We start from the raw sequence: 20397 nt of genomic DNA, 5'->3' as shown, positions 1-20397 counted from the left end.
CGCCGGTGCCGATCGGACTCTTCCGGCGCTCATCGCCCATGCACCACGGCCACGGGAAGGTCAACTTTCGGATGGTCCATCCATTCGAGGACGAATCCGGCCAAATGGAATTCGGCACCCCATTCGGTCGTCAGCGCCGGAGCACCGACACATCCCCCGCCCCCTGGAAGGAGTTCTCCGTGGTCACCAGAGCGCTCGACCTCCTCACGCGCTTCGTGCGCGGAGCCGCCCGGCACCCCGAGCGGGCCGCCGTCGTCACGCCGTCGGAGTCGGTGACGTACGGCGAACTGCGCACCCGGGTGGAGCGGACGGCCCGGGCGCTGAGTGCCGCAGGGGCACAGCCCGGTTCGGCCGTCGCACTGTGCCTCCCCCGCGGAGCCGACCTCGTAGTGGCCATGCTCGCGGCGTGGCGAGCCGGCACGGCATACGTGCCGCTCGACCCGGCCCATCCGGCGCACCGACTGCGGCTGCTGGCCGAGGAGTCCGGGGCGTGCATGGTGCTCACCGCGGGCCAGGCCGGCATCGACTGGCCGGAGGGCATGCGCCACCTCGACCTCGCCCACGTCCTCGACCGGTACGCCGGGAACAACGCGCCCGGCCCGCAGCCCGAGGTGCCGGACGGGGCGCCTGCGTACATCGTCCACACCTCGGGCAGCACCGGCCGTCCCAAGGGAGTGACAGTCACCCGACGCAACGCCGCCCACCTCGTCCACGCGCTGGAGCGCAGCGGCGTCTATCCCCCGGCGCCCGCTCGCGTGGTGTGGAACGCGGGCCTCGGATTCGACGCGTCTGTCCAGCAGTGGGCCCGCGTCTGCCGCGGCGACACCCTGCTCCTGCCCACCGACCAACTGCGCGCGGATCCGCGGCTGCTCGCCGGTTTCCTCAGGGAGCAGCACGCCACCGATCTCGACGCCACCCCGTCCCACTGGGAGGTTCTGCGCCCGTACGTCGTCCAGGAGGGCCAGGACGCCGCTCCACTACGGCTCTTCCTCGGCGGGGAGAGCGTGTCCCCGGCCATGTGGGCGGACCTGGCAAAGCTCGCCGAGAGGGGCCGGGTCAGCGCGGTCAATCTGTACGGGCCGACGGAGTGCACGGTCGACTCCACCACCGCACCCGTCATCGGCCCCGTGTCCCACATCGGCTCACCCCTGCCCGGCGTGCGCGCACACGTCCTCGACAACGCGCTGCAGCCGGTGACCGACGGCGAGCCCGGTGAGCTGTACCTCGCGGGCGACGGCGTCGCCCTCGGGTACGCGGGCCGCCCCGGCCGGACCGCCGAGCGGTTCGTCGCCGCCCCCTGGGGCCCGGCGGGGACCCGGATGTACCGCACCGGTGACCGGGTCCGCCGACTTCCCGACGGGCACCTGGCCTACCTGGGCCGGGTGGACGACCAGATCAAACTGCGCGGCCACCGGATCGAGCCGGGGGAGGTCGAGCAGGTCCTGGCCCAGCATCCGGCCGTCCGCCGGGCCGTGGTCACCGCCCGCGAGGACGGGACCGGGGAGCGGCGTCTCGTCGCCCATGTCACGACCGTCGCTCCCGCACCGCAGGCTCCGGAGCTGCTGCGGCACTGCGCCGGCCGGCTGCCCGCCGCGCTGGTCCCCTCGGCGGTCGTGCTGCTCGACGCCTTTCCCGTCACCGCCGGCGGAAAGATCGACCGGACCGCCCTTCCGGCCCCCGACCACGGCCCCGGCGCTCCGGATGAGCCCGCGCCGACGGGACCGCGGCCGGCGGCCGAGCGACTGCTGTGCGGGCTGTTCGCCGAGCTGTTCGGCCGCGACCACGTCGAGGCCGACGAGAACTTCTTCGATGCCGGCGGGCACTCGCTGCTCGCGATGCGTCTGGTCGGCCGGGTCCGGGCCGCGACGGGCGAGGAGCTGGCGGTCCGTGACGTTTTCGAGGCACCGACTCCCGCGCTGCTGGCCTGCCGCCTCCGCCCGGACGCCCACTCCCGTGCGGAACGGCCCGCTGTGCGGCGGCTGCCGCGGCCGGAGCGACTGCCGCTGTCCTGGGCACAGCGCCGGCTGTGGTTCCTCGACCGGTTGGAGGGCCCCAGCCCGACCTACAACGAGCCGGTCGCGTTCCGGCTCACCGGCCCCGTGGACAGCACGGCGCTGCAGGCCGCGCTGCGGGACGTCGTCACCCGCCACGAGCCCCTGCGCACGCTCTTCCCCGACCACGGCGGCGAGCCGTACCAGAACGTCCTCGCCCCCGACGCGGTCCGCCTCGAACTGCCCGTGCACCGGACGACGGAGGCGCAGCTGCCCGGGGCCCTGCGCGCCGCCGTCGCCGCACCGTTCGATCTCGCCGCCGAACCGCCTTTCCGGGCCTCGCTGTTCGTGCTCGCTCCCCACACCCACGTCCTGCTCCTTGTCATGCACCACATCGCCACCGACGGCTGGTCCCTGCGTCCGCTCGCGGCCGACCTGGCGACGGCCTACCGCGCACGTCTCGCGGGTGCCGGTCCCGACTGGCCGCCGCTGACCGTGCAGTACGCGGATCACGCCCTGTGGCAGCGCGGGCTGCTCGGCCGACCCGACGACCCGGACAGTCTCGGCACACGGCAGCTGGCGTACTGGACGCACACCCTCAAGGGGATCCCAGAAGCCCTGCCGTTGCCCACCGACCGGCCCCGCCCCGCCAAGGCGACCCACCGCGGCGGGTCCGTACCCCTCGACTGCGAGGCGGAGCTGCACCGCGCGCTCGTGACCCTGGCGCGGGAACACGACTGCACGCTCTTCATGGTCGTCCAGGCCGGACTCGCGGCCGTGCTGACCCGGTTGGGCGCCGGGGCGGACGTGCCCATCGGCACGGTGGTCGCCGGCCGGGAGGACCCGGCGCTGGACGATCTCGTCGGCTACTTCGTCAACACCCTCGTGCTGCGGACCGACACGTCGGGCGACCCGTCCTTCCGCGACCTGCTGCGCCGGGTGCACGCCACGGACCTGGCCGCCCTGGACCACCGAGACCTTCCGTTCGACCACGTCGTGGAGGCACTCAACCCGGTGCGGGTGACCGGCCGTCAACCCCTCTTCCAGGTGCTGCTGGCGTTCCAGAACAATGCCGGCGCCCACTGGGAGTTCGGAGACACCGTCATGCGCGCCGAGGACATCGCACCGGCCGCTGCCAAGTTCGATCTCGCCCTGTCGGTCGGCGAGCGGCACGACGACGACGGTGCTCCCGCGGGCCTGCACGGCAGACTGGAGTACTCCGCCGACCTCTTCCACGCCCGTACGGCCGAAACCCTCCTGGCACGGCTGCTCCGTGTGCTGCGGAGCGCGGTCGCCGACCCGGACCTGCCCATCGGACGGTACGACCTGGCCGTCGGCGAGGAGCGGGACCGCATGCTCGTCGCGGTGGACGCCTCGGGCGCCCCGGCGCGGCCGCTGCTGGAACTCTTCGAGGAGCGTGCCGAGACCGCTCCCGATGCCACGGCCGTGGTGTTCGGTGCGGAGCGGGTCTCGTACGCGGAGCTCGACACCCGTGCGAACCGGCTGGCCCATGTGCTGGCCACCCGGGGTGCCGGGCCGGAAACAGTGGTCGCCTCCGCGCTGGACAGATCGGTGGACCTGGTCGTCGCGGTCCTGGCGGTGATGAAGACCGGAGCCGCCCACCTGCCGGTGGATCCGGGCTACCCGGCACAGCGCATCACCCACATCCTGGGCGACGCGGCCCCGGCACTGCTGCTCGCGGAGTGCGGCACGGTCCTTCCGGCAGGGACCGCCGTGCCCCGGATGAACCTGGACGAACCGGAAACCCTCGCTGCGTTGCGGCGCGCCCCGTCGGCGAGCCCGACAGCCGGTGCGTGGCGGACGCACGGAGCCCTCCCGGCATACGTGATCTACACCTCCGGATCCACCGGCCTGCCCAAGGGAGTCGTCGTCACCGGCTCCGGTCTCGCCAACCTCACCGCCCATCAGCGCGGCACCCTCGCGGTGGACGCCGACAGCAGGGTCCTGCAGTTCGCCTCTCCCAGCTTCGACGCGTTCTTCTGGGAACTGGCCATGGCACTGTCCGCGGGGGCCGCGCTCGTCCTGGCGCCCGCCCGCACCCTGCTGCCCGGCCCGGACCTGCAGCGCCTCGTCGGCGAGCAGCACGTCACCCATCTCACCCTGCCCCCGTCGGTGCTGCGCGCCCTGCCGCCCGACGCTCTCCCGGGCGTCCGCGTCCTGGTCGCCGCGGGTGAGGCCCTCGACGCTGAGCAACGACGGCGCTGGTCTCCCGGCCGGACCCTGATCAACGCGTACGGGCCGACGGAGACCACGGTCTGCGCCACCATGAGCCGGCCCCTGACCCAGGGCACCGGTACACCGCCGATCGGTGGACCGATCCGGGGGACAGGGCTGTACGTCCTCGACGCCGGCCTGCGGCCGGTCCCGGCCGGCGTGGTGGGCGAGCTGTACATCGCCGGGGCGGGGCTGGCCCGCGGCTACCTCGCCCGGCCCGGCTTGACGGCTCAGCGCTTCGTCGCGGACCCGTACGGCCCGGCCGGGACGCGCATGTACCGCACCGGTGACCTGGCCCGCTGGAACACCTCCGGGCAACTCGAGTTCGCCGGACGCGCGGACCACCAGGTCAAGGTGCGCGGTCACCGGATCGAACCGGGCGAGATCGAGGAGCTGCTCGCCGGCCACCCCGAGGTCTCCGGTGCCGCGGTGACCGTGCACGAGGACCAGGACGGTGACCGGAGGCTCGTCGCCTACGTCCGCCGGGAGCCGCCCGCCCCGTCCGGGGGCGGCCGCGCAGGCGACGGGGACCGTGTGGCCGCCTGGCGGCGCGTCCATGACGCGGTGCCCACCGACCGTACGTCGGCCGCCTTCGGCGAGGACTTCACCGGCTGGCACAGCGGATACGACGGCGGTCCGCTGCCGCTCGAGCAGCTGCGGGAGTGGCGTGACGAGACCGTGCGCGGCATCCGCGCCCTGCGGCCCCGGCGCGTGCTCGAACTGGGCGTGGGCAGTGGTCTGCTGCTCGCCCGGCTGGCGCCCGAGGCCGACGCCTACTGGGCGCTCGACCTCTCCCCCCGGGTGATCGAGCGGCTGCGGCGGCAGGTGGACGTGCGGCCGGAACTCGCCGGCCGGGTCGTCCTGCGCAGTCAGCCGGCCGACGACGACGAGGGCGTTCCGCAGGGGTACTTCGACCTGGTCGTCATCAACTCCGTCGCCCAGTACTTTCCCAGCGGACGTCATCTCGCGCGCGTGCTGAGGCAGGCGGCGGCAGCTCTGGCACCCGGTGGCTCGGTGTTCGTGGGCGACGTACGGCATCTGGGGCTGATGGAGCGCTTCCACTCGGCGGTCGCGGCCCGAGAGGCCGGAGTCGTGCCGGGTGGCGCGGAGCACCGCCGGGCCACGGCGCGCAGCATGTCCATGGAGCCGGAGCTGCTGGTGGACCCGGAGTTCTTCCGGTCGTTGACGGTTGCGGACGACGGCTCTCCGCCGCTCTTCGCGACCTGCGACGTGCGGGTGAAGCGGGGAACCCACCACAACGAACTGACCCGCTACCGCTACGACGTCGTCCTGCGGACCGGCCAGGGACGGCCCTTCACCGGTGCGGTGGTGGAACTGGCGTGGGGAGCGGACGTCCACACGCTCGGTGACATCGCTGACGGCGTACGAAACCGCGCGCGCGATGACGTACTGCTCCGGGTCACCGGCGTGCCCAATGCCCGGCTGGCCGCGGATCTGCGAGCGTCGGGCAGGTCACCGGACGCCGGTCCGGACCCGGAGGACTTGGCGCGGCTCGGCGAGCAGCTGGGGTGCCGGGTGGTCCTGCGCTGGTCCGCGAAGGCCGGGCCGGAACACGTCGACGCCGAGTTCTTCCCCGGGGATCAGGACGGCCCGCCGGAGGTGGGGACCGAACCGCTGTCGGATCCCGAGGCTCATGTCAACGTCCCCTTCGCGGCCTCCGGCGACGCGGATCTCGTCGCGTCGGTCGCCCGGCTGGCGGCCGCGTACCTCCCCGCGTACATGGTGCCGTCGGCGATCGTCGTCCTCGACGAGTTCCCGCTGACTGCCCACGGCAAGCTCGACCGCGCCGCACTGCCCGCCCCGAGAGGCGGCGCCCGGACCGGTGCCGGCCGTCGGCCGCGCACCCCGCGGGAGACGGCGCTGTGCCTGATGTACACGGACGTTCTCGGGCTCGGCCCCGCGGGACCGGCCCACGCCGTGGGCATCGACGACAGCTTCTTCGAACTCGGTGGCCATTCGCTGCTCGTGACCCGGCTGGTGAGCCGCATCCGTGCCGAACTGGGGGTCGAGATCCAGGTCGGCACGGTGTTCGACGCGCCCACGGTGGCCGAGCTCGCGCCCAGGCTCGCGGAGGCCGGCAAGGCGAGAGCGCCCCTGCGCCGGATGCGCCCCCGCGGCTGACGGCACCGGCCCACCGTACTGACAGACCACCACCGACAAGGGTTCCCGATGGACTTCAGCCTCTTCTACTTCGCGGACGACAGCGCACAGGACCGGGACGCCGGACGGTACGAGTTGCTGCTCGAAGGCGCCCGCTTCGCGGACCGGCACGGCTTCCGCGCGGTGTGGACACCCGAACGCCACTTCCACTCCTTCGGCGGGCTCTACCCGAACCCGGCGGTGCTGGGAGCGGCACTGGCCATGGTCACGAGCACCATCGCCATCCGGGCCGGGAGCGTCGTCTCCCCCCTGCACCATCCGGCGCGGATCGCCGAGGAATGGTCGGTCGTGGACAACCTCTCGGGCGGCCGGGCCGGGGTGTCCCTCGCCTCCGGCTGGCATGCGGTGGACTTCGCGCTGAGCCGGGTGCCGTACGACGACCGCAAGCGCGCGATGCTCGACAGCATCGAGCAGGTCCGCAGCCTGTGGCGGGGAGACGCCCACGAGGTGGTGGACGGCAACGGCGCCCCGGCCACCGTGCGGATCTTCCCGCCGCCGGTGCAGCGGGAGCTGCCGCTGTGGGTGACCAGCGCCGGCGACGTGGACACGTTCCGTACGGCGGCTGCCGCGCGGGCCGGAGTTCTGACGCATCTGCTGCACCAGGACGTCGGCGAACTCGCTGCCAAGATCGGCGAGTACCGGCGGACGGCACGCGAGACCCACGACGGCTGGGAGGGGAATGTCGTGCTGATGCTGCACACCTTCCTCGGGCCGGGGCGGGACGAGGTGCGCAGCATCGTCGAAGGACCGCTGCGCGACTACCTCAGAAGCTCGGTCGGTCTCATCACCCGGTCGTTCGGCGCCCTGGACCCGGAGTTCGACATCGACATGCTGGACGACGAGGACATCGACTTCCTCGTCTCCCAGTCCTTCGACACCTACTTCGACGAGCGCGGGCTGTTCGGGACGGTGGAGGAGGCGGCGGGCACGGTCGAGCGGTTGCGCGGCATCGGCGTGGACGAGATCGCCTGCCTGATCGATTTCGGCATCGACACCAACACCGTTCTGAGCGGGTTGCGGTATCTGAACGCGCTCCGTGAAACATCCGAAGAGAACTGAGAGGCGGAGAGCACCGTGATTCCTCTGTCGTTTTCGCAGCTGCGGTTCTGGTTCCAGGGAGAAATGGACCGCGGAGGTGAATCACCCAACACGTCGATGGCACTTCGGCTGACGGGCCCGCTGGACGTGGTGGCACTGCGGGAGGCGCTGCTGGACGTGGTCATGCGGCACGAGAGCCTGCGCACCGTGTTCCCGGTCACCGACGGGGTGCCTCGGCAAAAGATCCTGGACACGGTGACGGTCGAGCTGCCTGTGCGGCCGGTCGTGGAGGAGGACGTCGAGGCAGCGGTGGTCGCCGCGTCCGAGCCCGCCTTCGACCTGGAGCGCCAGATACCCCTGCGGGCCGTGCTGCTCGCCGTCGGGCCCCGCGACCACGTGCTGGCGGTCACCGTGCACCACATCGCCTTCGACGGCTGGTCCGCCGCCCCCTTCCTCCGTGACCTCTCCGACGCCTATACCGCGCGACTCGACGGAAAGCCCCCGGCATGGGACGAACTACCGGTCCAGTACGCCGACTTCACGCTCTGGCAGCGCGAGGAACTCGGCGCACCGGACGATTCCGGCAGCCTCTTCGCCCGCCAGCTGGCCCACTGGACCCGCGCCCTGGCCGATGCCCCGCTCGAACTCCCCCTGCCCGCGGACCGCCCGCGCCCCACCACCGCCACCCACCGGGCCGGCACCGTCCCCTTCCGCCTGCCGGCCGAGGACCACCAGGCACTCGTACGACTGGCCCGCCGACACAGCGCCAGCACCTTCATGGTCCTGCACGCCGCACTCGCGGGGCTCCTCCAGCGCCTCGGCGCCGGCACCGACATCGTCGTCGGCAGCCCCGTCGCCGGCCGCACCGACAGCGGCCTCGAAGACCTCATCGGCTGCTTCGTCAACACCGTCGTCATTCGCACCGACACCTCCGGTGACCCCGACTTCCACGAGTTGCTCAGGCGCGTCCGCGCCGGCGTACTGACCACACTCGACAACCAGGAGGTCCCCTTCGAACAGGTGGTGGAAGCCGTCAACCCGGTCCGCTCGGCGGCCCGGCATCCCCTCTTCCAGGTCATGCTCAGCCTGCAGAACAACACGGCCGCCGCCGCGCACCTCCCCCACCTCGAAACCCACCTGCCGGGCTACGACACACACCGCACCATCGACTTCGACCTCCTCCTCGACGTCACCGAAACCGACGGAGTGCTCGAAGGCACCCTCGTCTACGCCCACGACCTCTTCGACCACAGCACCGCCGAGCGCCTGGTCGGCTGCTTCACCGCCTTCCTGACGGAGGCGGTCGGCGCGCCCGCGCGGCGCATCAGCCGGCTGGACCTGCTCGCCCCCGCCGAAAGACACACGACGCTGACGACGTGGAACGGCCGGGACGCGGCGCTTCCCGCGGAGTCCGTACCGGAGCTCTTCCGGCGGCGCGTGGCCGCCGCGCCCGGCGACACCGCAGTGGTCTGCGGGGAGTCCCGGCTCACCTACGGGGAGCTGGCGTCACGGGCCGAGCGTCTGGCCCGCCACCTGCACAAGCACGGTGCGGATCCGGAACGGCTCATCGCCGTGGCCATGGACCGCTCCGCCGACCTCGTCGTCGCCCTGCTGGCCGTGGTGCTGACCGGCGCCGCCTACCTCCCTCTGGACCCGCGGAGTCCGGACGGGCGTCTGCGCACGATCCTGGAGGAGGCGCGCCCCTGCCTCGTCCTGGCGGACGGTTCCACGAGGGAGCGGGCCACGGCGCTCGCGGCCGCGCCGCTCGACCTGCCCGTGGTCCTGGTCGAGGACGCCGACCCACTCGCCTCGGATGCGGACGGGTGGCCGGACCTCACGGGTGACCGGGCCGCGTACGCGATGTACACGTCCGGTTCCACGGGGCGCCCGAAGGGTGTGGTGGTGACCCACCGCAACATCGTCGGGCTCGCCGCCGACCCCTGCTGGGCGGCGGACGGCGGCCACGCGCGGGTGCTGGCCCACTCGCCGCACTCTTTCGACGCCTCGACGTACGAGCTGTGGGTGCCGCTGCTCAACGGCGGCACGGTCGTGATGGTGCCGTCCGGAGACTCCTTGGCACAGGCACTGGACCGGACCGTGACGGAGGGCGGAACGACGAGCGCGTTCCTCACCGCCTCGCTCCTCAACCTGCTGGTCGCGGAGCGCAGTCCCGCGCTCGCTCGGCTTGGGCACGTCTGGACGGGCGGCGAGCAGCCGTCGGCCAAGGCCGTGCGGCAGATGCTGACGGGCTTCCCGGACACCGCGCTGACCCACGTCTACGGCCCGACCGAGAACACCACGTTCACCGTCTACAAGCGTCTGGACCCGGCCCGGGACGCCGACGGCAGGCCGCCGATCGGCCGGCCCATGGCCAATACGCGGGTGTACGTGCTGGACGAACGGCTCCAGCCGGTACCCGTGGGCGTGGCCGGAGAACTGCACATCGCGGGCACCGGACTGGCCCGCGGCTACCTCAGCCGGCCAGGACTCACAGGTGAGCGCTTCGTCGCCGACCCCTACGGCCCGCCCGGCACCCGTATGTACCGCACCGGCGACCTCGTCCGATGGAATGCCGACGGTGAACTCGACTTCCTCACCCGCACCGACGACCAGGTCAAGATCCGCGGATTCCGCATCGAACCCCGCGAGATCGAGGCCGCCCTGGAACGCCACCACGGCGTGAGCCGCGCCGCCGTCGTGGTACGCGAGGACCAGCCCGGTGAACGCACCCTCATCGCCTATGTCGTACCCACCGGCACCGCGACCGGAGATCCCACGCCGGATCTCACCGAGCACGCCGGGCGGACGTTGCCCGACTACATGATCCCCACCATCGTGGTGCTCCCCGACGGGTTCCCCCTCACCCCCAACGGCAAGCTCGACCGAGCCGCTCTGCCCACACCCGGGAACGGCACCGCCTCGCGCCCGCCGAGCACCCCCACCGAACGGCTCCTGTGCGAACTGTTCGCCGAAGTCCTCGCACTGCCCACCGTAGGCGCCGACGACGACTTCTTCGGCCTCGGCGGACACTCACTGCTGGCCATCCGGCTGGTGAACCGGCTGCGCTCGGTGCTGGACACGGAGATCGGGATGCGCACGCTCTTCGAGACGCCGACGCCCGCCGGGCTCGCCGAGAGGTTCGGCACAGCGGGTACCGGCCGCAGCCCGCTGCGGCCCCGGCCGCGCGGGAAGGTACTACCCCCGTCCTTCTCCCAGCTGCGGTTCTGGTTGCAGGGCGAGCTGACGGAAGACGCCGAGTCGCACACGATCACGACCGCCCTGCGCCTGTCGGGGTCCCTGGACGTCACGGCCTTGTCGGCGGCGCTGCGGGACGTGGTGCTGCGGCACGAGAGCCTGCGCACGGTGTTCCCCGTGACGGACGGGACGCCACAGCAGCGCGTGCTGGACGCGGTGACGGTCGACCTTCCGGTGCGGGAGGTGCCGCGGAAGGACGTCGAGGCGGCAGTGGCCGCGGCATCGGAGCACGTCTTCGACCTGGCACACGAGATACCGGTGCGGACCGAGCTGTTCGCCAGTGCTCCCGGCGAGCACGTGCTCGCCGTGACGGTCCACCACATCGCCTTCGACGGCTGGTCCGCCGCTCCCTTCCTGCGCGACCTGTCCCACGCCTATGCCGCCCGACTGCGGGGACGGGCCCCCGACTGGCCCGAACTACCGGTTCAGTACGCGGACTTCACACTGTGGCAGCGCGAGGAACTGGGTGCGCCCGACGATCCCGACAGCGTCTTCGGCCGGCAACTGGCCCACTGGAGCGGTACGCTCGCCGGTGCTCCCGCCGAAGTCCCCCTGCCCGTTGACCGGCCACGCCCGGCCACCGCCACCCATCGGGCCGGCACGGTGCCCTTCCGGCTCGCCCCGGAGGACCACGAGCGACTGACCACACTGGCCCGCAGGCACGGCGCGAGTGTGTTCATGGTGCTGCACGCCGCGTTGGCCGGCCTGCTGCGGCGGCTCGGTGCGGGTACGGACATCCTGGTCGGAAGCCCGGTCGCCGGACGCACCGACAGCGCTCTCGACCACCTGGTCGGGTGTTTCGTGAACACCGTGGTCGTGCGGACCGACGCCTCCGGTGATCCGGACTTCGGTGCGCTGCTCGACCGTGTCCGCACCGGAGTGCTCGCCGCGCTGGACAACCAGGACGTGCCCTTCGAGCAGGTCGTGGAAGCCGTCAACCCGGTTCGCTCGGCGGCGCGGCATCCCCTCTTCCAGGTCATGCTGAGCCTGCAGAACAACGCGACGGGCTCCGCGGAGCTGCCCGGCCTCCACATCGACGTGCCGGACTACGGCAGGCACCGGACGGTCGCCTTCGACCTGCTCTTCGACGTCACCGAGAGCGGCGGGGGACTGGACGGCACGCTTGTCTACGCCCGCGACCTCTTCGACGAGGCCACCGCGGAGCGGCTCGCCGGGTGTTTCACCCGCCTGCTGGCCGACGCGGTGGCTCATCCCACCCGGCCGGTGCGGTGTCTGGACATCCTGTCCCCCGCCGAGCGCCATGCCGTCCTCACGGGCGGGAGCGAACGGGCCGACACGGCTGCACCGAAGGGTTCGGTGTCCCAGTGGTTCCGGGAGCAGGCCGCCAGGACGCCCGACGCGGCGGCGGTGCTGCACGACGGCCACCGGCTCACGTACGGGGAGCTGAACGCACGGGTGGACCGGTTGGCCCGCCACCTGCGCGGACTCGGCGCGGGGCCGGAACAGCTGATCGCCGTGGCCATGAACCGCTCTCCCGATCTGCTGGTCGCCCTCCTGGCCGTGCACCGGACCGGAGCCGCATACCTCCCGGTCGATCCGCACCACCCCCGGGAGCGGGTGGCCATGGTGCTGTCCGAGGCGGCAACGCTCCTGGTGCTGTCCGACCGTGCCACCCGCGAGGTGCTCGGCACCGACGACTGGCTCACCCTGGACGACCCCAGGCTCCTCGCCGACGGCACCGCCGCCGAGGACCTCGGCGGGGACGAGCCGGCACTGCCCGACAGCACGGCCTACGTCCTGTACACCTCGGGTTCGACGGGCAGACCGAAGGGGGTCACGGTCACCCACCGCAATCTCGCCCATCTGCTGGCCGCCATGCGCGGCCGACTGCCGCTGGGCCCCGCGGACCGGCTGCTCGCCGTGACGACCGTCGGCTTCGACATCGCCCACCTCGAACTCCTCCTGCCGCTGCTCGACGGCGCCGCGGTCGTCCTCGCCTCCCCCGACGAGGTGCGCGATCCGCACGCACTCGGCCGGCTGATCGAGCAGCAGGCGGTCACCGCGCTGCAGGCGACACCATCGCTGTGGTCCGGCCTGGTGGACGAGGTCCCCGACGCGGTCCGGGGGCTGCGGGTGCTCGTGGGCGGCGAGGCGCTGCCTCCCGCCCTCGCCGGCAGGCTGACCGCCCTGGCCAAGAACGTCACCAACATGTACGGACCCACCGAGACGACCATCTGGTCACTGGCGGCCTCCATCGGCCCGCACAACCAGCGGCGTCCGCCCATCGGCTCCCCCCTGGGCGGCACCCGGGTGTGCGCGCTGGACGCGGGACTCCAGCCGGTACCCGTGGGAGTGCCGGGTGAGCTGTACATCGGAGGAACGGGAGTGGCGCGGGGTTATCTGTGCCGGCCGGGGCTGACCGCCGAACGGTTCGTCGCCGACCCCTACGGTCCGCCCGGCAGCCGCCTCTACCGCACCGGCGACCTGGTCCGGTGGACCGCCGAAGGAGAACTCGACTTCCTCGGGCGTAGCGACGACCAGGTGAAAGTACGCGGCTTCCGGATCGAGCCCCGGGAGATCGAAGCGGTCCTGGAACGCCACCACCGTGTCACTCGCACCGCGGTCGTCGTGCGCGAGGACCAGCCAGGCGAACGCCGTCTCATCGCCTACGTCGCTGCCGACCATGCGGCCGGCACCGGCAGCGAGGAACTCGTTTCCGAGCTCACCCACTGGGCGCGGCGGACGCTGCCCCCGTACATGGTCCCCACCATCGTCACGCTTCCCGACGGACTGCCGCTCACGCCCAACGGAAAGCTCGACCGGTCCGCCCTGCCCTCACCGCACCGTTCGCCCACCGCCTCCCGCGAACCGGGCACCCCCGCCGAGAAGCTGCTGTGCGACCTGTTCGCCGACATCCTCGGACGCGCCGACGTCGGCGTCGACGACAACTTCTTCGACCTCGGCGGCGACAGCATCGTGTCGATCCGGCTGGTGTCCAGGGCCCGCTCGCGGGGCCTGGTGATCTCGACGCGGGACGTCTTCCGGTACCGGACCGTCGCCGAACTCGCCAAGCACGCGCGAGTACGGACGGCGAAGGCACCCGTGGGGCCGGCCTCGGCGCCGGGCGGCGAGGTCCCACTGACCCCGATCATCCACTGGCAGCGCGAACGGGGCGGCCCCGTCGACGGCTTCCACCAGTCCGTGCTGGTACGGACCCCGGCGGACCTGACCCTGCCACGGTTGCGGACGCTGCTCCAGTCGGTGCTCGACCGGCACGACGCGCTGCGGATGCGGTTGACCCGCACCCCCGCCTGGCGGCTGGAGGTGCTGCCGCGCGGTTCGGTCGACGCGACTGGGCGCATCGTGCGGATCGATGTGGCCGGCCGGGGCCACGCGGAGCTGGCCACCCTGGTCCGAGACGAGACGGACGCGGCTCGACGGCGGCTGGCTCCTGGCGACGGGAACATGCTCCAGGCGGTGTGGTTCGACGCGGGTCCCGGCCGGCCCGGCCGGCTGCTGCTGATGATCAACCATCTTGCCGTGGACGGCGTCTCGTGGCGCATCCTGCTGGAGGACCTGAGCACCGGTGCCGCCGACCGGGCGCCGGAGCCGGATTTCGCACCCGTGTCCTTCGCCGAGTGGGGACGGCGGCTGCAGCACGCGGCGCGCCGGCGGGCGTCCGAACTCCCCTTCTGGACCGGCCTCGTCGAGGGAGTGGACGACCTCGTCGCAGGCGCGGTTCTCGTTCCCACCCGTGATGTCGAGGGCACGAAGCAATCCGTCACGCGCGTGCTTCCCCCCGACCGGACGATGCCGCTCCTCACGCGCGTGCCCGCCCGGCTCGGCGTCGGAGTGAACGCGGTGCTGCTCGGCGCGCTGAGCCTGGCCGCGGGCCACTGCCGTACGACGCTCGGCCCCGGCTCGGCCACCGACGCGCCGTTCCTGGTGGACGTGGAGGGACACGGCCGGGAGGAGATCGCCGACGGCATCGACCTGTCCGCGACCGTGGGCTGGTTCACCAGCATGTTCCCGGTCCGCCTCGCGGGACGGACGGGCAATCCCGACGACGTCGTACGGGCCGTGGACCGTCAGCTCGGCAGCATGCCGGACAAGGGGCTCGGCTTCGGTCTGCTCCGTCACCTGCATCCGGAGACCGCGCCCGCACTCCGCGCGAGGCCCCCGGCGCAGATTCTTTTCAACTACCTCGGCCGGTTCGGCCGACCGGACGAGTCCGACTGGGGCCTGGCGCCGGAGGCGGGTGCGATCACCAGCGGCGGCGACCCCGGCATGCCCCTGACGCATCTGCTGGAGGTCTCCGCGATCGCCCTCGACAACGGGGACGAGCCGGAACTGCGTGTCACGTGGGCCTATCCGACCGCTCTTCTGAAGCGGCGACAGGTCGAGGCCCTGGCCGACGCCTGGTTCGAGGTCCTGGACACCCTCATCGCACGCACCCGCGACCTGGGAGAGACGCCGTGACCGCACCACACCGAGAGTACGAGCGGATGTCCAGGCCGGCGCCGCTCCAGCAAGGGCTCTTCTACCACACGGCGTTCGACACGGACGGCCAGGACGTCTACACCACCCAGCTGGCCCTGGAGTTCGAGGGGCCCGTGGACCCCGTGTCCCTGCGGGAGACCTGTCAGCTGCTGCTCGACCGGCACGACAGCCTGCGCGCCGGGTTCCGTACCGACGCGTCGGGTGCTCCCGTCCGGTTCGTGGTGCCCAGCGCACCGCTGGACTGGCGGGCAGCGGACCTCACCGCAACGACCGCCGAGGACCGGGAGGACGAAGCCGCGCGGCTGGTGGAAGAGGAGCGGCGGCGGCGCTTCGACACCGCCCGGCCCCCGCTGATCCGCTTTCTGCTGATCCGTACGACCGACGAGCGGTGGCGCCTGGTCCTGACGAACCACCACATCATCCTGGACGGCTGGTCCACCTCTGTCCTCCTGGACGAGCTGTTCCAGCTGTACGGTGCCGGGGCTGAGAAGGCGCACCGGCTGCCCGCCGCACCCTCGTACACCTCCTACCTGGACTGGCTCGCCGACTGCGACGCCTACGCGTCCCTGGCTGTCTGGGCCGAGGCGCTGTCCGGGATCGACGGGCCCACTCTGGTGGCACCGCAGGCGCCGGGTGCGAGCACGGTGGTGCCGCAACGGGTGGTGCGGAAGCTGTCCGCACCGCGCACCGCCGCGCTGGTGGGCCGGGCGCGGGAGGCGGGCGTCACCCTCGGCACGGTGGTGCAGGTGGCCTGGGGACTGCTGCTGCGGCAGCTGACCGGGCAGAGCGACGTGCTGTTCGGAATGACGGTGTCGGGGCGGACCGCCGAAGTCGAGGGCATAGAGAGCATGGTCGGGCTGCTCATCAACACACTTCCGGCACGTGTGCGGGTCGATCCCCGGGACACGCTGCTGGATCTCCTGGAGCGGGTCCAGGACGAGCAGCTCGATCTGTTCGAGCACCACCACGTCGGGCTGACGGAGATCCAGCAGCAGGCCGGGTTCGGGGCCCTGTTCGACACCACGACCGTCTTCGACAACTATCCGATGAGCACGGGCGAGCGCCGGCTCGGCGAGGCACGTCTGGCCGGCGTCACGGGGTTCGACGCCACCCACTACCCGCTCTCCCTCATCTGCACGCCGGGTGAGGAGTTGGGGATCCGGTTGGACTTCCGGCCCGATCTGTTCGAGCGCGAGACGGTGGAGCGGATCGGTGAACGGCTCGTACGGATCCTGGCGATGATCACCGACGACCCGCACCGCACGGTCGGCACCCTGTCCGTGCTGTCGGCCGACGAGCGCCGGCAGGTGATGGAGGAGTGGAACGCCACCGCTCGCGCGGTGGCCCCCGCCACGCTGCCCATGCTGATCGAGGCACAGGCCGCGCGGACCCCGCGGGCCCCCGCCCTCTCCCACCAGGGGCAGTCCTTCACCTACGACGAGCTCAACCGCCGGGCCAACCGCCTGGCGCGCGTGCTGCTGGCCGCGGGAGCGGGGCCGGAGACCCGGGTGGCGCTGGCGCTGCCCAGGACCGCGGACATGGTCGTCGCCCTCCTCGCCACCCTCAAGGCGGGAGCCGCCTATGTGCCCGTAGACGTGCGCTATCCGGCCGACCGGATCGCGCAGATGATCAATCACGCACGGCCACTGCTCTCAGTCGTCACCGGGGCGACCAGGGGCGTACTGCCCGAGGGAACGACCGCGCTCGTCCTGGACGACGCCCTCGTGGCGCGGCACATCGCGGCGCAGGAGGACGGAGACATCGTGGACGCGGAGCGGCCCGGACCGCTCCTTCCCCGGCATCCCGCCTATCTGATCTACACGTCGGGCACCACCGGCACCCCCAAGGGCGTGGTCGTCGAGCACGCGAACGCCGTCAACTTCGTGGCGACCGTCGAAGACCATTTCGGCCCCGACGGCATGGCTCGGGTCCTGGCGTCCACCTCGCTCAGCTTCGACGTCTCGGTCTTCGAGATCCTCACCACCCTGGCGCTCGGCGGACGGCTGGAACTGGTCGACGACCTGTTCACACTGCTGGAGCGGAAGGGCTGGTCGGGCAGCCTGGTCAGTGGCGTGCCGTCGGCGATGGCGAGCATGCTGGCGGACGGCACGTTCGAGGTGTCGGCACGGCACGTGGTGCTCGGTGGGGAGGCGGTGACGGGGGCCCTGCTGCGCGACCTGTGGCAGCGCGTGCCCGCATGCGCCGTCACCAACATCTACGGCCCCACCGAGGCGACCACTTACTCGACCTGGTGGCGCAGCGGCCACGGGCCGGCCGACGGAGATCCGCCGATCGGACGGCCGGTGCTCAACGCTCAGGTCTTCGTGCTCGATCCATGGCTCCAGCCGGTCCCGGTGGGGCAGCCGGGCGAGCTGTACATCGCGGGCGCGGGCGTCACCCGCGGCTACCTGGACCGGCCGGCGCTGACCTCGGAGCGGTTCGTGGCATGCCCGTTCGGTGCGCCCGGCGGCCGTATGTACCGCACGGGCGACCAGGTACGGCGGGCGGCAGACGGGCAGCTGGAGTATCTGGGCCGGCTCGACGGCCAGGTGAAGGTCCGTGGCTTCCGGATCGAACTCGGCGACGTGCAGGCCGCCCTGTTGCGGCACGACAGCGTGGCACAGGCTGTCGCGGTCGTGCGGGAGGACCGGGCGGGCGACCGCAGGCTGGTCGCCTACGCCGTGGCGGCCGAGCCCGGGGCGGAGCTCGACGGGTCGGAGCTGCGGCGCTTCGTCCGTGGTGTCCTGCCGGACCACATGGTGCCCTCCGCGGTGGTGCAGTTGGAGCGGTTCCCGCTCATGCCCAACGGCAAGCTGGACCGGTCGGCGCTTCCGGCTCCCGCGTACGGCGGCGCCGTCGGCCGGGCAGTGGCTCATGCCCACGAAGAGCCGCTGTGTGCGCTGTTCGCCGAGGTGCTGGGGGTGGACCGGGTCGGCCCCGACGACGGGTTCTTCGATCTGGGCGGGCACTCGCTGCTGGCCACCCGGCTGGTGAGCCGGGTGCGTACGGTGCTGGGCGCCGAGCTGTCCGTCCGTGCCCTGTTCGAGGCGCCGACGCCGGCGGCGCTGGCGCGCCGGATCGACGGTGAGGGCGCGAGTTCCGGGCTGGACGTGGTGCTGCCGCTCCGGCCGAGCGGGCGCCGGCGACCGCTGTTCTGTGTGCACGCGGCGAGCGGGCTGGCCTGGCCGTACGCCCGGCTGCTGCCCTACCTGGATCCGGACGTCCCGCTGTACGGGCTGCAGACGCGCAGCCTCGTCGATCCCGACGCAGGGCCACGCAAACCGGATGAGCTGGTGCGGGACTACGCCCGGCAGATCCGGGAGGTGCAGCCGGAAGGACCGTATCGGCTGCTCGGCTGGTCGGTCGGCGGCAGCATCGCCTTCGGGGTGGCCGCAGAGCTGGCCGAGACGGGTCACGCCGTGGAGTTCGTGGCCCTGCTGGACTCGTACCCGCCACCTGAGGAGGCCCTGTTGCCCGAGCGGGAGGAGATGCACCGGCATGTGTCCGCTTCGGCCGGGTTCGCCGCGGAGGGCACGCCACCGGAGCAGATCGCGCTGCTCGGGGAGCAGGCGGTGGAGGGCGCCCGGCTGGCGGTGCAGTCGGCGGTGGACGTACTGCGGACCACGCCCGCACGCACGCATGGTGTGGACATCCTCCACTTCCGGGCCGCGGCGGACGACTCGGGCAGCGACCCGGGCGCGTGGCAGGCGTTCGGCGGCGGGCGGCTCTCCTCCTTCGACATCGCGTGCGGCCACTACGAGATGCTGGATCCCACCGCGCTCACCGTGATCGGCAAGGTCCTGTCGGACCGGGCCGGGGGACACCGTACGGCTGAAGAGACGACAGGGCGATGAAAAACGTGACGGAGTTCGACCTCCAGGAGCTGGACCTCAGCGATCCCGTGCTGCACGCGGAGAACGACCTGTCCGAGGTGTGGCGCCGGCTGCGGACGCAGGAGCCCGTCCACTGGCAGCCGGAGCGCGGATCCCGGCCCGGGTTCTGGGTCCTGACCCGGCACGCGGACGTCGCGGCCGCGTACCGGGACACGGAGCGATTCCACTCGGACGGAGGCAATGTCCTCGACACGCTGCTGAACGGCGGCGATCCGGCGGCCGGGCGGATGCTGCCGGTGATGGACGGGCCCCGGCACGCGGAGCTGCGCCGAGCGTTGATGAGGGCGTTCTCGCCGCGGGCTCTGGCGTCGGTGGTCGACAGCATCGCGCACGCCTCTCGGGAACTGGTCAGGGAAGCCGTGGAACAGGGCCGGTGCGACTTCGCCCGGGATGTATCCGGACAGCTCCCGCTCCGGGCGATCTGCGACCTGCTGGAGGTGCCGCCCGGAGACCGGCAGCAGCTGCTGGCCATGACCTCGTCGGCGCTCGGGGCGGAGAGCGCGGAACATCTGGCGGCGGACTCATGGGTGTCCCGGAATGAGATCCTCTTCTACTTCACCGAGCTGGCAGCGCGGCGACGGCGCGAGCCGGGGGACGACGTCGTCAGTCTCCTCACCCAGTGCCGGCCCGGCGGCAGGCAGCTCACCGACGAGGAGGTGGTCCTCAACTGCTACAGCCTGATGCTGGGCGGTGACGAGACCACGCGGATGGCGCTGGTCGGGGCGGTGGCGGCGCTGCTGGAGAACCCGGATCAGTGGCGGGCCTACCGGGCGGGCGACGTCGCGACGGAGACGGCCGTCGACGAGGTCCTGCGCTGGACGACGCCGACGCTGCACGCGGGACGGACGGCCGCCGTCGACATCGTCCTCCACGGCCGTACCATCCGGGCCGGTGACGTCGTCACGCTCTGGAACGCAGCCGCCAACCGGGACGAGTCGGCTTTCGACGAACCGGATCACTTCCTCCTGTCCCGGAGCCCGAACCCGCATCTGACGTTCGCCTTCGGCCCGCACTTCTGCCTGGGAGCGTTCCTTACGCGGGCGGAGATCGGTGCGGTCCTGCGTGACCTGCGGGACCTGGTGGTCGAGATGCGGCCCACGGCCCCGCCGCGGCGCGTCTACTCCAACTTCCTGTCCGGGATCGACTCCCTCGCGATCGCTCTCACACCGGCCCGCCGACGGCAGGACCCCTGAAGCGGCGGGAGGGGCACAGCTCGGCCTCCTTGTGGGTGCCCTCCACCTGCGCCGGATCACTCGTGCTGAATCCACACGGCCTGACCGCCTCTCCGCTCAGCTCCCCGACACCAGCGCCCGCCCGAGCCCTGATCCGGTACCCTTTGGATC

5 protein-coding genes are annotated in these 20397 nt (G+C 72.2%); all 5 read left to right on the top strand.

The genetic code is table 11. From position 1 onward, the window contains the following. Positions 1–179 precede the first annotated feature (179 nt). Genes AC07C1_RS16140 through AC07C1_RS16120 form a run of 5 tightly spaced genes read left to right on the top strand, consistent with a single transcriptional unit; the run spans position 180 to position 20247 of the window. Positions 180–6368 carry an amino acid adenylation domain-containing protein gene (locus AC07C1_RS16140; RefSeq protein ID WP_478939396.1) on the top strand — a complete coding sequence of 2063 codons (6189 nt, stop codon included), beginning with the start codon at positions 180–182 and terminating at the stop codon, positions 6366–6368. A 48-nt stretch (positions 6369–6416) separates the two neighbouring features. Further along, positions 6417–7466 carry a MupA/Atu3671 family FMN-dependent luciferase-like monooxygenase gene (locus tag AC07C1_RS16135; protein WP_478939394.1) on the top strand — a complete coding sequence of 350 codons (1050 nt, stop codon included), beginning with the start codon at positions 6417–6419 and terminating at the stop codon, positions 7464–7466. 15 nt (positions 7467–7481) lie between these two features. Continuing rightward, complete coding sequence (locus AC07C1_RS16130) at positions 7482–15140, top strand: amino acid adenylation domain-containing protein (RefSeq protein WP_478939392.1); 7659 nt, start codon at positions 7482–7484, stop codon at positions 15138–15140. Continuing rightward, entirely contained in the window at positions 15137–19015 is a 3879-nt protein-coding gene (locus tag AC07C1_RS16125) for an amino acid adenylation domain-containing protein (protein WP_478939390.1), read from the top strand. Before AC07C1_RS16130 ends, AC07C1_RS16125 begins: the two co-directional genes overlap by 4 nt. After that, entirely contained in the window at positions 19012–20247 is a 1236-nt protein-coding gene (locus tag AC07C1_RS16120) for a cytochrome P450 (protein WP_478939388.1), read from the top strand. The genes AC07C1_RS16125 and AC07C1_RS16120 overlap by 4 nt, the downstream gene beginning before the upstream one ends. Positions 20248–20397 lie beyond the last annotated feature (150 nt).

It is taken from the genome of Streptomyces sp. NPDC045022, assembly GCF_056432605.1.
Note: the sequence above shows the minus strand (reverse complement) of the source record. Positions and strands in the feature narration are given on the sequence as shown.

What these genes read in the sequence shown, in the direction of transcription:
- AC07C1_RS16135 (WP_478939394.1), top strand. Translation starts at nt 6,417, where the DNA reads ATGGACTTCAGCCTCTTCTACTTCGCGGACGACAGCGCACAGGACCGG.
- AC07C1_RS16120 (WP_478939388.1), top strand. Translation starts at nt 19,012, where the DNA reads ATGAAAAACGTGACGGAGTTCGACCTCCAGGAGCTGGACCTCAGCGAT.